The organism is Bradyrhizobium sp. BRP56, assembly GCF_020194035.1.
Lineage (GTDB): Bacteria > Pseudomonadota > Alphaproteobacteria > Rhizobiales > Xanthobacteraceae > Bradyrhizobium > Bradyrhizobium australafricanum.
The window spans coordinates 19,592-33,675 of sequence record NZ_JADYVV010000053.1 but is presented as its reverse complement, the minus strand read 5'-3'; the positions used below and the strand labels follow the sequence as shown (position 1 = coordinate 33,675).

The 14,084-nt window shown below is 62.3% G+C and carries 14 protein-coding genes; 9 read left to right on the top strand and 5 right to left on the bottom strand.

What is annotated here, in order from left to right:
• Nucleotides 1-60: 60 nt before the first annotated feature.
• From I6F38_RS30440 to I6F38_RS30430, 3 genes are all read left to right on the top strand, one after another.
• A complete protein-coding gene (locus I6F38_RS30440) occupies nucleotides 61-1,047 on the top strand; it encodes a zinc-dependent alcohol dehydrogenase family protein (protein WP_212059545.1) in 987 nt (328 codons plus the stop codon).
• Complete coding sequence (locus I6F38_RS30435; protein ID WP_225162997.1) at nucleotides 1,044-2,615, top strand: bifunctional aminoglycoside phosphotransferase/ATP-binding protein; 1,572 nt, start codon at nucleotides 1,044-1,046, stop codon at nucleotides 2,613-2,615. Before I6F38_RS30440 ends, I6F38_RS30435 begins: the two co-directional genes overlap by 4 nt.
• A gap of 76 nt (nucleotides 2,616-2,691) precedes the next feature.
• Nucleotides 2,692-2,940, top strand: coding sequence for a hypothetical protein (locus tag I6F38_RS30430; protein WP_212059549.1), 249 nt, complete (start codon nucleotides 2,692-2,694; stop codon nucleotides 2,938-2,940).
• Nucleotides 2,941-3,098: 158 nt separating this feature from the next.
• Here I6F38_RS30430 and I6F38_RS30425 read toward each other — a convergent pair whose 3' ends face one another.
• From I6F38_RS30425 to phbB, 5 genes are all read right to left on the bottom strand, one after another.
• On the bottom strand, nucleotides 3,099-5,642 hold the full coding sequence (locus I6F38_RS30425) for a cation-translocating P-type ATPase (protein WP_225162996.1): 2,544 nt from the start codon (nucleotides 5,640-5,642) through the stop codon (nucleotides 3,099-3,101).
• The gene (locus I6F38_RS30420; protein WP_212059553.1) at nucleotides 5,639-5,806 is read right to left on the bottom strand and encodes a hypothetical protein; all 168 of its coding nucleotides are present in this window, start codon (nucleotides 5,804-5,806) and stop codon (nucleotides 5,639-5,641) included. Before I6F38_RS30420 ends, I6F38_RS30425 begins: the two co-directional genes overlap by 4 nt.
• A gap of 151 nt (nucleotides 5,807-5,957) precedes the next feature.
• On the bottom strand, nucleotides 5,958-7,772 hold the full coding sequence (locus I6F38_RS30415) for an alpha/beta fold hydrolase (protein ID WP_225162995.1): 1,815 nt from the start codon (nucleotides 7,770-7,772) through the stop codon (nucleotides 5,958-5,960).
• Nucleotides 7,773-7,859: 87 nt separating this feature from the next.
• The gene (locus I6F38_RS30410) at nucleotides 7,860-8,717 is read right to left on the bottom strand and encodes a CBS domain-containing protein (RefSeq protein WP_225162994.1); all 858 of its coding nucleotides are present in this window, start codon (nucleotides 8,715-8,717) and stop codon (nucleotides 7,860-7,862) included.
• Between the two features lie 15 nt (nucleotides 8,718-8,732).
• Complete coding sequence (gene phbB, locus I6F38_RS30405; RefSeq protein ID WP_225162993.1) at nucleotides 8,733-9,458, bottom strand: acetoacetyl-CoA reductase; 726 nt, start codon at nucleotides 9,456-9,458, stop codon at nucleotides 8,733-8,735.
• Nucleotides 9,459-9,621: 163 nt separating this feature from the next.
• Between phbB and I6F38_RS30400 the strand changes: the two genes are divergently transcribed.
• From I6F38_RS30400 to hemN, 6 genes are all read left to right on the top strand, one after another.
• The gene (locus I6F38_RS30400; protein WP_225162992.1) at nucleotides 9,622-10,458 is read left to right on the top strand and encodes a universal stress protein; all 837 of its coding nucleotides are present in this window, start codon (nucleotides 9,622-9,624) and stop codon (nucleotides 10,456-10,458) included.
• Nucleotides 10,459-10,520: 62 nt separating this feature from the next.
• A complete protein-coding gene (locus I6F38_RS30395; protein WP_225163015.1) occupies nucleotides 10,521-10,829 on the top strand; it encodes a cytochrome c in 309 nt (102 codons plus the stop codon).
• Nucleotides 10,830-10,891: 62 nt separating this feature from the next.
• On the top strand, nucleotides 10,892-11,614 hold the full coding sequence (locus I6F38_RS30390; RefSeq protein WP_026191816.1) for a CBS domain-containing protein: 723 nt from the start codon (nucleotides 10,892-10,894) through the stop codon (nucleotides 11,612-11,614).
• A 20-nt stretch (nucleotides 11,615-11,634) separates the two neighbouring features.
• On the top strand, nucleotides 11,635-11,799 hold the full coding sequence (locus I6F38_RS30385; RefSeq protein ID WP_212059568.1) for a hypothetical protein: 165 nt from the start codon (nucleotides 11,635-11,637) through the stop codon (nucleotides 11,797-11,799).
• 174 nt (nucleotides 11,800-11,973) lie between these two features.
• Nucleotides 11,974-12,651 carry a helix-turn-helix domain-containing protein gene (locus I6F38_RS30380; protein ID WP_225162991.1) on the top strand — a complete coding sequence of 226 codons (678 nt, stop codon included), beginning with the start codon at nucleotides 11,974-11,976 and terminating at the stop codon, nucleotides 12,649-12,651.
• Nucleotides 12,652-12,706: 55 nt separating this feature from the next.
• On the top strand, nucleotides 12,707-14,059 hold the full coding sequence (hemN, locus tag I6F38_RS30375) for an oxygen-independent coproporphyrinogen III oxidase (protein ID WP_225162990.1): 1,353 nt from the start codon (nucleotides 12,707-12,709) through the stop codon (nucleotides 14,057-14,059).
• Nucleotides 14,060-14,084 lie beyond the last annotated feature (25 nt).

Genomic DNA, 14,084 nt, shown 5'->3' with positions numbered 1-14,084 from the left:
AAAACAAGGCCAATGTCACGTGATCAAAGGAAGGTCACAGACCCCTGAGCGAGTTCCGTCATGCATGCCATGGTCCTGCCTGCGCGTGGCGCGCAGCTGCAATATGTGGAACGACCGGACCCAATACCTGGCCCAGGTGAGGTCCGGGTCAAGATCAGCGCCTGCGGCGTCTGCCGCACCGACCTCCATGTCGTCGATGGAGAGCTGCCAAACATCGCCTATCCAATCGTACCCGGCCACGAGGTGGTTGGCCGTATCGACGCAATTGGCGACGGCGTAGGCCATGCGCATCTCGGCACACGCGTCGGCGTCCCCTGGCTCGGCTCGACCTGCGGGCATTGTCCCTACTGCCGGGAGGGCAAGGAAAACCTCTGCGACGTTCCCCTGTTCACCGGCTATACGCGGGACGGCGGCTTTGCGACCCATCTGGTGGCGGATGCGCGTTACTGCTTTCCGCTCGGCGAGGACGGCGACGACGCCGAGCTTGCACCCCTGCTGTGCGCTGGCTTGATCGGCTGGCGCTCCCTGGTGATGGCCGGCGACGGTCGCAAACTCGGCATTTACGGTTTTGGCGCGGCGGGACATATCGTCGCGCAGGTCGCACGCTGGCAAACGCGGGATGTCTACGCGTTCACCCGTGCGGGCGACACCGAGGCCCAACATCTGGCATTGTCGCTCGGCGCATGCTGGACCGGAGCCTCCGAGGACCCGCCGCCGGAGCAGCTCGACGCCGCAATCATCTATGCGCCCATAGGCCCACTGATCCCGCTTGCCTTGCGCGCCCTGCGCAAGGGCGGACGCGTGGTCTGCGCCGGCATCCACATGTCGGATATTCCGAGCTTTCCTTACGACATCCTCTGGGGTGAACGGCAGATCGTCTCCGTCGCCAACCTGACGCGACAGGATGGCGTCGACTTTCTCAAGGCGGCGGCGAGGGTCGGAATCCGGACCCACGTCAGCGTCTTCCCCCTTGACCGGGCGAACGAAGCGCTCGCGCGCCTGCGCGACGGCAAGCTCGTCGGCGCGGCTGTTCTGGAACCACGATGACGCCGACATCATCAACCGACGATGCCACTGGCGACGCCGGCCAGGCGGCTGTATTGTCGTTCCTAGCTGGATCCGGCGAACCAAACGCGCCGGTCCAACGGATCGACACCCATTGTTCGATCGTCTTCCTTGGGCCTTCGCGCGTCCTGAAGATCAAACGAGCGGTCAAGCTGCCATATCTCGACTTCTCGACGTTGGAGAAGCGGCGGCGTGCTTGCGAGGACGAGATTGCCATCAACAAGCGCCACGCCCCCTCGATCTATCGCGGGGTGGTGTCGATCACACGCGAGCGCGATGGCTTCGTGATCGGAGGGACCGGACAGGTTGTCGAATGGGCCGTCGAAATGGCTCGCTTTGACGAAAGTAAGACGCTCGATCACCTGGCCGCGCAAAATGCTTTCGGGCCAGAGCTTGGTGAGAGCCTGGCGGCCGTTCTGCTGGATTCACATGAGGCCGCCGCCAGCAGCGATGGATCGAATTGGCTCGCATCGCTTCCGATCATCATCGACCGCAACACTGAGCAGTTCCGCGGCTCGGCAGACTTTCCCCGCGACAGCATCGACAAGTTGCATCGGTTGAGCCACTGCGAGCTGGAGCGGCATCGCGAGCTCTTGCAGTCACGTGCAGCAGCGGGACAAGTCCGACGCTGCCACGGCGACGCCCACCTCGGCAATATCGTTATGATCCATGGCAGGCCCGTCTTGTTCGACGCAATCGAATTTGACCCTGAGATAGCGACAACGGACGTCCTCTACGACCTTGCATTCCCCCTTATGGATCTCTTGGCGTTTGGGCAGCGCGCTGCCGCCAACAGACTGTTCAACAGCTATATGCAGGCGGCATGGGCTGCCCAATCGACGGCACTTGCCGTGTTACCGCTGTTTCTCTCAATTCGTGCCGCGATCCGGGCCAACGTACTCCTCACCAAGCGGCAGCAACACCGGCACGATCCAACAATTGCGAGGGCTGCGGAGAGATACTTCGACGCGGCAGTCCAGCTCATTGCACCGGAGCTTCCCAGCCTCCTCGCAATTGGCGGGAAGTCCGGCACCGGCAAGAGCGTGCTGGCGCGGGACATGGCACATCTGATCGCACCAGCGCCAGGCGCCCTGGTTCTGCGATCGGACGTCATTCGCAAGCAACTCCACGACGTGAGCGAGCATACGACCTTGCCCGCAACGACGTACACCGCCGAAGCATCCGATCGCGTCTATCGGGCCATGTTCGGACACGCCGTGCGTACATTAGCTCAAGGGGTTTCGGTCATACTCGATGCGGCATTTCTCAAGCCGGCGGAGCGACATGCCGCTGAAGTCGTCGCCCGCAACGCGAAGGCTGAGTTCCGCGGCATCTTCCTGACCGCCGATCGCGCCGCTCGGCTGCATCGCGTAGCATCACGACGACACGACGCGTCGGACGCGACGCCAGACGTGGTCTTGGTTCAAGACAACATTAAAACCGGAACGATCGATTGGGATGTTGTGGACGCTTCCGGCACGCCCTCGGCTACGCTTGAACGTTGTATTCTCTCGCCTGCTGGCGAATTCAACGGACAGGGAGAGCGGTAAGTCGCCTAAGGGAAACTCCTGAATTGGTCGATGCTATCGGGTCTGGCAACATCCTCGCGCCGAAAGGAGGACTTCCATGAAACAGCGATTGACCTTTCTCTTTGTCGCTAGTGCGATCCTCGCGGTTGTTCTTGCTCTGTTTTGCAACTGGTACTTCCCGGATCTGGTTCCGCTTGCGTCGACCGAGCCGGCGACGACAGGCTGGCGGCTTGACGCGGCCTTTGCCGTCTCCACGCTCAGATGGACCGCGGCGTTCGTGGCGGCAGCCTCTGGCCTGTCGTTGCTGCTGATGACCTTCACCAACCGAAACGCCAAAGTCCGCTAGAACGCGAGTTGTCCGTCTGATCTTGATGCCTGCCAGTCCTCGAAGGTCGGTTCTTTGGAGCCGACCTTCGACGTCGTGGAACGCCGCTGCCGACGTGTTCCTTGTGAGGTAAGTACACCAGCCGTCACCTTCCAGGTGCAGTTCGATGTCTCCATCGGCTAGGATCTCAGCCGCCGCCCCCAGAGTGGCTCGAGCAGTTCAAGGATTACCAGCATCGCCACTCCCGGTCCGAGCGCGATCATCAGATCGTCCCGATGCAGAGGACCGAACCGGAACAGGGTAGATGCTGGAGGCCAGAGCAGCGCGGTCGCGAGAGCGCCTGCGACTGAAAGCAGGATCGCGGCCAGCGCTGGATTTGGCCGCAAGAAAGCCGACAGGAATGAGGCACTGAACGATCGATTGACCAGGACAAGACCGACAATCGATCCGATGAGGGCGAAGAAGGCCAAGGCTCTCGCTTCATCTGCAGGCATGCCAATACGAAGTGCGATGACGAACGGGATTGCGACAAGTGCAAAAATCAAGGCACCTTGAAGAAGGCTCCAGCCAACCAGCGCCCAAGTAAACAGAGCGCTGTCGGTCCGCCTGGGTGGGCGAGCCATGATGTCGCGCTCCTCGCGCTCGGCCTCGAACACGAGTGAGCACACGGGATCGATGATCAGCTCCAGAAATGCGATATGAACGGGGCCGAGAATCAAAGGTAATCCGAAAACCAGGGGAAGCAGGGCAAGCCCTGCGATTGGAACGTGGACAGCGAAGATAAAAGCCATCGCCTTTCGCAGATTGTCGTAGATGCGTCGACCCAGGCGGATGGCCGAGATGATCGCGCTGAAATCGTCGTCAAGCAGCACGATGGAGGACGCCTCGCGCGCGACATCCGTTCCACGCCCGCCCATCGCAATGCCGATGTGGGCCGCCTTCAGGGATGGAGCGTCGTTGACGCCATCGCCGGTCATCGCAACGATCTCGCCGTTCTGCTTCAACGCCTGCACGATGCGGAGCTTCTGCTCGGGCACGACGCGCGCAAACACGTTCACACGCCTGACGTGCTCCGCAAGCTGCACATCATTCATAAGCCTGATCTGATCCCCCGTGATCACCTCATGGACATCCAGTCCCGCCTGCTTCGCAATTGCGGTCGCGGTTGCCGGATAATCGCCTGTGATCATTGTGACGCGAATTCCCGCTGAGCGGCATTCACGCACCGCGCCGGGCACGTTGGAGCGAAGCGGATCGGCGAATCCCACCAGTCCGAGGAAGCGGAATGCGAAGGCTTCTTGCGAGCAAGGAAGCTGGCCGCCTTTAAACACGGCCGCCGCAACCCCGAGCACACGGAGCCCTTGCTCCGCCATCAGGCCGACGGCATTTCTCATCGATTCTTGATCTGCACGACTCAATCCGCAGAGACGCGCGATCGCCTCAGGCGCTCCCTTAGCTGCAACAACGCATTCCTCCGCAAGGGATGACCGCCAGACCTGGGTCATGGCCAGGAGTTCGGGCCGGAGTCCGTAAGTTCGTACCAGCTGCCGGTGAGCATCCGGTCCGCTATTTTCCTTCCGGGCGTCGCCGGCAAGGGCGTGCAACGCCCGCTCCATTGGATCCAATGGCTGAGACGAACTGGCAAGGACACCGTAGCGTAGCATCTTCGAGAATTCGGGCCGTACACAACCCGGATTCGTAGACTTGGGGCGCATGCATGCACCATCGAGCAACCGCAATTCTACAACCGACATTTCATTCAGCGTCAGAGTACCGGTCTTGTCGGTGCATAAGACGGTGGCGGAGCCCAACGTCTCGATTCCGGCCGCCCGGCGCGTCAGCACGCGGACTTTCGAAATGCGCCACGCGCCCATGGCCATGAACACGGTGAGCACCACACCAAATTCCTCCGGCAGCATGGACATGCCGATTGCGACGCCGCCGAGCAACGCCTGGAGCCAGTCTCCGCGCAACATCCCGTAAAGCAGCACGGCAACTATGCTGACGGCAGCGCCGCCGAAAAAGCAAAGCCGCACCAGCTTCGCGGTCTGCTGTTGAAGCCGTGGCGGCTCCGCTTGCAGCGTACGAAGAGACACTCCGATTTTTCCGATCTCGCTTTGCTGCCCGGTGGCCGTGACCCGGGCGGAACCTTCGCCCCGCACGACGAGCGAGCCGGAATACACGAACGGCTGATCGTCGCCGCCCGGCCGATGCTCAGCCACGGCGTCCGTCTCTACCACCTGCTTGCGAACGGGTACCGACTCGCCCGTCAGCAGGGACTCGTCGACCTGCAGATCGTGACCGTCGAGGAGCACAGCGTCGGCTGGCACGCGATCACCGTCGCCAAGGATAATGAGGTCGCCTCGGACGACGTCCCGGCCGGCGATACGCCGGCGTACCCCATCCCGCATCACGAGGGCTCGCGGACTGGTCAGGTCGCGCAAGGCTTCCAACACGCGTTCGGTTCGTGTCTCCTGCACGATCGTGATCACGATCGACATGGCGCCAAAGCCAAGGAGCAGCAGTGCCTCCTGGAGATCACCAAGCAGGAGGTAGATCAGTCCGCCGCACAGAAGGAGCGCGAGCATCGGCTCGCGCAGCACCTCCAGCACGATACGTACGGGAGTGCGCCGCTCAGGACTCGGAAGCTCATTGTACCCTTCGATCCGAAGCCGGGCCGTGGCTTCGGCTTCGCTCAGTCCTATGAGGTCTATGGCACTCACGTTTTCCGCCACAGGCTCCAGAAGCTTCCGCCCAGCAAAAGCGCGGTGACAAGCAGAATGGCCACGAATGTCTGAATGATGTCAAAGTTCAGGGAATCGCGCGCCACGAACAGCGCGGTGATAGATCCCACGAGGACGAAGAGGATGCGAAGGACGACGCTCATGGCTCTCTCCTAGAGGTCCAGCATTGTTCGAACTCGCCAGGCAGGGGGCGTAGCTCGATCCTCGATCCCGCTGGTGCGGGAGTTACTCTAGGGCCGGCGCCACGGAAGCAGTTGCGGCAAATCAAACTGCATAGGTGCCTATACCGGCGGCTCAATTCTGCAGGACATACTGTCCGGGCGCATCCTCCAGCGGCGGCGCGCCCCGGGGCGCATGAAGCGACGTCTTCGCCGGCTCCCAGACTCCCGAGCTCGCGGTAAGAAAGCGAACCCACTCCAGCCACCAGGATCCGTCGCGATTCGCCGCTTTCCGCAGCCATTCATCGGGCCCGACATAGGGTTGATCCGCCTTCTTCTCCAACAACTGATAGCTGTGCCCCTCCTCCGACGGCGGAGCGACGATGCCGGCGTTGTGGCCGCCGCTCGCCAGCACGAAGGTGATATCGGCATCCGCGAGCAAGTGAATCTTGTGAACAGACCGCCAGGGCGCGACGTGATCACGGACCGTGCCCACCACAAACATAGGGGCGCAAAGGTCGGAAAGTGCCATCGGCTGCCCGTCCGCCAGATAGCGGCCCTCGGCAAGGTCGTTGTTGAGAAAAAGCTTGCGCAGATAGTCCGAATGCATCCGGTAGGGCATGCGGGTCGCGTCCGCGTTCCATGACATCAGGTCACTCGGTGCGGCGCGATCGCCCATGAGATAGTCGCCGACCAAGCGCGACCAGATCATGTCGTTCGACCGCAGCAACTGGAACGCACCGGTCATCTGCGCCGTCTCGAGCACGCCGCGCTGCCGCATCATGTCCTCCAGGAACGCAATCTGGCTTTCATTGATGAAGAGCGTAAGCTCGCCTGCATCGGTAAAATCGACCTGGGCCGCCAGCAGCGTCACCGACCGGAGGCTATCAGGCCGCTGCCTTTGCAATCGGGCCGCGGCAATCGCTAGCAGGGTGCCACCGAGGCAGTAGCCCGCCGCATGGATCGCGCGTTCGGGGGCGAGCTGATTGATGACGTCGATGGCCGCGTCGACCCCAAGCTTGCGATAGTCCTCGAGACCAAGATCGCGATCGGCTGGCCCCGGATTTCGCCATGAGATCATGAATACGGTGAAGCCGCGCTCGACCAGGAAGCGCACCAGCGAGTTCTCGGGCGAAAGATCAAGAACGTAATATTTCATGATCCAGGCCGGCACGATGAGCACCGGCTCCGGGCAGACGTCGGTGGTCGCGGGGGCGTATTGAATGAGCTCGATCAGCTCGTTGCGGTAGACGACCTTACCCTTGGTCGTGGCTACATCCTTGCCGACCACGAAAGGCGGGGGCCCGCAGGGCTTGCCGCTCAGCAGGTCCCTGCAGTCTTCCAGCCAATTGTGCCAGCCCGACACGAAGTTTCCACCACCCGAATCCATCGCCCTCCGCAGCACCCCGGGATTGCTGAACGCAAAGTTGGACGGCGCCACCACATCGAGGCATTGGCGGACAGTGAAATCCACAATTGCCGCATTTCCTTTCGAGACGCCGCGCAGGCCGCTGGTCGCCGAATGCCACCATTGCTCTCCCAGCAGGAACGCTTGCGCCATGACGTTAAAGGCCGGCAATGTCCAATCCTGGCCGGCAAAACGGTTGTCACCCGGCTGTGGCTCGACCATGAACCAGGGCTGCCAGGCAGCATGCGGCGTCGACACCATGCGCGCGAAGCGCGAGCCCTCAGCAACTGCGTTTAGCGCCAGCTGAAGCCGTTTACCGGGTGACGCCGCAAGATGGAGTTGCCAGTCGGCGAAAGCGAGCGCGAGACTGGCCGGTGAAAGCCCGCCGGTCCATCGCGCCATCGCCGCATGAACCAGTTGGTCGATCGATTCGGCACCCGTCAATGGCGCGCTTTCGGACGGCACTGAGGCGACCGTTCTGGCCCCCGTCACATCGTCGTTAGCGGGAGATGTGGGTTGGTCGAGAACCGCTTGGACTGTCATCGCTCGCCTCCTTGCTCGAGCGGGATGGGCTCGGGCGCAATCTGTCTCTCCGTCTGGCAGCTGCTCCGACGCCAGATCTCTTCCTGTTTAGCCGAGGTGGAACCGCTTCCGACCCAGCGCCACGATCTCCCCGTGCGTCAGATGATCGCTCGGCTCAACATGCAGGTTGAGGTCGGGCCGTTCCGCCGTGAGATATTGCATCAGCTCAACCTTCTCGACACCCGGACCGATGACGAGCAAATCGCTGCAACCGCTCACGGCCTCCCCTACCCGGGCAAGGAATGTCGCGTCGGCCTGGACGCGGCCATCGCCGATCGTATTCGTCTTGTGATGCAGATGCTGCGACGCCAAATCCGCATGGACGGCCGTCGCGCTGACGCCTGCCAACCCGATGCCGAAAACCTTCGCAACAAGGTGATCGATCCAAACGACAGCGTGCGCATGTGACTGCAGGGTCATCTCGCTCATCAAGTAACTCCGGCGCTTTTCTTTCTCTGCTTCTCTCAATCGGCGCGCCAATGCCGCAAGCAGCTCCCTGCGACTGACAATACCAACGACGGTTCCGGCGCCGAGCACCGGAATCTGAGCGACATTGTAGACATCCATCTGCGCGACGACGTCCTCGATCGATTCCTCGACATCGACGGTGATCGGCGAACCACTCATGAGCGAGCCGACCTGCTGCGTGCGCATGCGTTCGCGTTCAGGTGTATTCTCCGCAATGCCAAGCAGGGACTCCAGCCAGTTTCCTGACGGCGGGCTGATGTCAAGCTCATCGCGGTGAAGGAAATCCCCCTCCGAAACCATGCCGACGAGGTCGCCGGCGTCGTCGATCACCGGCAGGCCGCGCTGATCGGTCTCAAGCAGCAGCTCGACGGCATCGAGCACGGTGGCAGTCGGCTTGATCGTCGCGAACGAACTGCGCATCACATCGGTGGCGAGCATTGTCATCTCTCCTATTCAACACATGTATTGGCCGCCATTGATCGACAGCGTCGATCCGGTGATGAACCCTGCTTCGTCGGCTGCAAGAAACGCGACGGCACGGGCAATCTCTTCCGGCTGCCCCAACCGCCCGACCGGGATCTGCGGCAGAATCGAGTTCTGCATGACATCGGCCGGCACCGCCGCCAGCATCTCAGTATTGATGTAACCCGGGCAGATCGCATTGACCGTGATACCGAACCGCGCGCTTTCGAGCGCCAATGCACGGGTGAAGCCGAGCTCGGCGGCCTTCGCCGCGGCATAGCTCGTCTGGCCGATCTGGCCCTTCTGCCCGTTGATGGACGAGACGTTGATGATCCGCCCGAACCTGCGGGCCCGCATGCCCTCGATGAGGGGGCGGCACATGTTGAACAGCGAATCGAGATCGGTCCGGATGACCGCGTCCCATTGCAGCTTGGTCATTCGATGCAGTGTGGCGTCGCGCACGATACCGGCGTTGTTGACCAGGATGTCGATCGGGCCCAGCGCCGCCTCCACCTCGCGGACGCCGGCTGCACAGGCCTGAAAGTTCGCGACATCCCACTGGAATACGGGAATTCCCGTCTGATCCTGAAACGACCACGCGGCTCCCGCATTTCCAGCATAGCAGGCCGCAACCCGGCATCCGGCGGCAGCGAGGGCACGCGAAATCGCGGCGCCAATTCCCCTGCTTCCACCCGTAACCAATGCGACGCGCGCCATGTCGGCTCCTCCAAGCTGGGTACAACATTTGCGCGAAGTACACGCTCGATGAATTGATCTCGCTCAATCAGAATCCACGACCGCGCATGAGGCAGATCAAATTTGTTCACCTCGACCCGTGCTTTGATAGCACTTGCTCTTCCACCCCTTTGGAGAACGGCCCATGTTCAAGAACATCCTGGTCCACATTCCGACGGAGTTGTCGCCACGTCCCGCGGTCGACGGATCGGTTTCGCTCGCGCTCGGCACCGGCGCGCATCTCGACGCAATGGCGATCGGCTACGAGACCGCCAGCGTACCGCTCGTCGTTGAAGGCGGCGCGGCGGTCGCCTCCCTGTTCGAGGCTGAACATGAGCAGGCCCTCGAACGCGCCGAGGTTGCGCTGCGCGTCTTCGATATCGAGGCACGGAATGCGGGGATATCCTACGCGAGCCGCGCCGTGGGTGCGCTCCCTATCGATGCTCGCGAGATGATCTGCGCGAACGCGCGACTGCATGACCTGACCGTGGTGGTGCAGCCGCTGGGCGAATACAACAGCTACGACAACGTGATCCCGCGCGAGCTCTTGTTCCAAGCCGGGGGTCCTGTTCTGTTCATGCCCTATACATTCCATGGCGCGTTCTCGGCGAAGCGTATCGGGATCTGCTGGGATGGCAGCCGGCTTGCCGCCCGCGCCCTGCACGACGCAATGCCGCTGCTGCGCGCAGCCGATGCTCTCACCGTCATCACCATCGATGGCGCCGATCCGATCCCCTCAGAAAGCTCCAGCGACCACTTGGTGCGCTACCTTGCAAAGGAAGGGCTTCCGGCCAAGATCACGTCGTTGCCGGCGTCCAAGTCCGAGGTTCAGTCGATCCTGCTGTCGATCGCGGCGGATGAGAGCCTTGACCTTCTGGTGATGGGCGGATACGGCCACTCCCGCCTGCAGGAAACCCTGCTCGGCGGCGTGACGCGCGACATGCTGCGCGCGATGACCGTCCCGGTCCTGATGTCTCACTAAGCGCGAGTCGAACTGTGAAGCATCCAGCCGGGACATTTCAGAGCCATATCGCTCGTGGCTTCGTGGTCATCAGCGCGATCTGCGCCGCGCTGACTCCAGCCGCTGCGAACCAGGAGCAAGGCCGTCGCCTTGCGCAGCTCTACTGCGCCCGCTGCCATGCAATCGATCGGGTGAGCCCGAGCCCGCTGAGGATAGCACCTCCGTTCCGGACATTGCACGAACGCTATCCGGTCGAGATGCTGCAGGAATCGCTGGCGGAAGGGATCGTCACCGGCCATCCGACCATGCCCCAGTTCAGCTTCGAGCCGGATCAGGTGGGCGACTTCATTCTGTTCTTGAAATCTCTCGAGCGGGGCCAAGCGGACCGTTGAGCCAGGTCAATGCGCGGAACGCACAAAGCCTCATTGTTCAAGCTTCAACACGGAGGTCCGACATGCGTGCGCATCAGATAATGACCAAGCATATCATCGCCGTCAGTCCGCACACAAAGATCCTGGATGCGGCCAATATCATGCTGCGATGTCACCTCAGTGGTCTGCCGGTGATGGACGAAGACGGCACGCTCAGGGGCATGGTGTCCGAGGGAGATTTCCTGGAGCGCGCCGAGATCGGCACAGGACACAAGCGCTCGGCATGGCTGGAACTGTTCACCGGCGTGGGTCGCGCTGCGACCGATTTCGTGCACGAACGCGGCCGCAAGGTTGAGGACGTCATGACCACGACCCCGATCACCGTCGATGAGCAAGCGCCGCTCGACGAGATCGTGCATCTGATGCACAAGCACGGCGTGAAGCGGGTGCCGGTTGTGAAGGGCAAGACCATGGTCGGAATCGTCACCCGGGCGGACATCCTGCAGGCCGTCGCATCGCTGGCGCGCGAAGTTCCCGATCCGACCGCCGACGACAGCCATATCCGTGAACGGATTCTGCGCGAAATCAACGCCACCGGCTGGCGGCCGGCCGGCTTCCAGGTCTGGGTACGCAACGGCGCCGTGCATCTGCACGGCCTGATCTTCGATGAACGAGCTCGCCAGGCCGCGATCGTCCTCGCTGAAAACACCTCGGGCGTCAGGGAAGTCCGCGATCATCTCTGCTTCGTCGACGGCTATTCGGGCTACTACGTCGAATCGCCGGAAGACATCAAGGCGGCCGGCTAGATCAGATCGAGGGGTCCAACATGGCAATCAGTACACTGCTTGTCGTCACAGCCGTCTGTCTCATCTTCGCGATCTTTGCGCTCGTGCTCGCCGTGACCGATCGCAGCACGACGCGCTGGCTTCGGGAACAGGACGGGAATGGAGCCAGCACACGCGCTGCCTATCCCGACAAGAACGGGAGCTAGCCTCGCCTCTCGACCAACGCGCCGAGCGACCCCTGGCGCGGCGGGAGGCTCGTTGTCCGACACCTACGTATAGATACGTAAGTGGCTTCTACTTAGGGGAAATATCCAAATTTCCCGATCCAGAAGATGCGATCAATCTGGCTCCATCGATCTTCCCATCCATGGAGCGTCGCCATGCAGACCCAGAACGCCATTTCCCTCGAGAACAACCGTCACCCGACCAGCATCCTCAGCCGGCAGGCGCGCGTTGAAGGGCCCTTCGGCATGATGGGGACGCCGATGCGGTTCGCCCGCAACAGCGAAATTTACGGCGAGGACGAGGCCGCGGAATACCTCTATCAGGTCGTTTCCGGCGCGGTCCGAACCTACAAGATTCTGGAAGACGGACGTCGCCAGATCGGCGCATTCTATCTGCCCGGGGATATTTTCGGCTTCGAGGCCGGCGAAACCCATATCTCCTCGGCCGAGGCCGTCTCCGAGACGCGGGTCATCGTGGTCAAGCGCGCCGCGCTCATGGTCCGTGCGACACACGAAAAGGATCTGGCACGCCAACTCTGGGATGCGACGGCCCAGGAACTGCGTCGCTTCCAGGAGCATCTGATGCTGCTGATCTGCAGCGCCGAAGATCGTGTCGTCGGCTTCCTCCACGACATGGCGCGCCGCGCCGTCAAGAATGCGGCGATCGAGCTTCCGATGTCGCGGCAGGATATCGCCGACTATCTCGGTCTGACGATCGAAACGGTGTCACGCACCTTTACCCAGCTCGAGCAGAACGGCGTGATCTCCCTTCCGACCTCGCGTCGGGTGGAACTGCGCAACCGCACGATGTCGAACCGGAACATGGCGGCGTAAGCGAAGGGCGCGCCAGGCTTCGATAATCGGCCGCAAGTGAGAGGCAAGGAATAGGATGCGGTCGAACCTGGCGATCACCCATGGGCAGGACAGGCTGCCGCGCTACACCAGCTACCCCACGGCTCCGCATTTTTCTGCGGCGGTCGGCGAGGTTGATTACGGGGCATGGCTCAAGTCAGTTCCAGCTCGGCGGCCAGCCTCGATCTATCTGCATGTGCCGTTTTGCCGGTCGATGTGCTGGTACTGCGGGTGCCACACCTCCATCACCAGCCGCGACGAACCGGTCGCCGTTTACGCCGCCGGCCTTCGCACCGAAGCGCATCTCGTTGCGGAAGCGGTCGGTCAGCGATTGCCCGTCTCCCACATCCATTTCGGTGGCGGCACCCCGACCATCATGACGCCCGAAACCTTTGCCGACCTCGTCAGCGCGCTACGCTACTCGTTTTTCGTGCAGCCCGACGCCGAGATCGCCGTCGAGATCGATCCACGCACCCTGACCGAGCCAATGGCGGAAGCATTGGGCTACAGCGGCGTCAACCGCGCGAGCCTTGGCGTCCAGAGCTTCGATCCTGTCGTCCAGCATGCCATCAATCGGTCGCAGAGCCTTGAGCAGACCGCGGAAGCGGTCGAGCGGCTACGCCGTGCCGGCGTCGGCCGCATCAACTTCGACCTGCTCTACGGCCTGCCCGCTCAGACCGTCGCTTCCTGCCTGGACACTGTCGACAGATGCATCGCGCTGCGGCCCGACCGGTTTTCCGTGTTCGGATACGCCCATATTCCCTCCTTCAAGAAGCACCAGCGCATGATCGACGAGGCGTCGCTGCCGGATAGCCTCGAGCGGCATCGTCAGTCCGAGGCAGTCGCGCAAGCGCTGACCCATGCCGGATACCTGCGCATCGGCCTCGACCATTTCGCGCTCCCCGGCGACAATCTGGCCATGGCAAAGCGCGAGGGCCGGCTGCGGCGTAACTTCCAGGGCTATACGGACGATTCTGCCGAGACCCTAATTGGTCTCGGCGCCAGCGCAATTGGCCGCGTGCCGCAGGGCTTCGTGCAGAATGCCGTCGCGACACGCGACTACCTTGCGCGCATCGCCGAGGACCGGCTTGCCACCGTCAGGGGCTACATGCTGACGGCGGAGGACCGTTTCCGAGCCGACATCATCGAGCGCATCATGTGCGACATGGCCGTCGACCTGCCGGGAATGTGCCGCCGGCACCGCTGGGATCCTGGTTCGGCCGTCGTTGATCGTTCCCGGCTCGACAGGCTGATCGCGGACGGCGCGGTGACGATGAGAGGTGACCGGCTCCTGATCAACGATGATGCGGAGTTCCTGGTTCGATGCGTCGCCTCGACATTCGACGCTCACCTTGGTCGCGCCACGGCCCGGCACAGCCGAGCGGTCTAGATTCGACCGGCGGAACCCGGCGCAC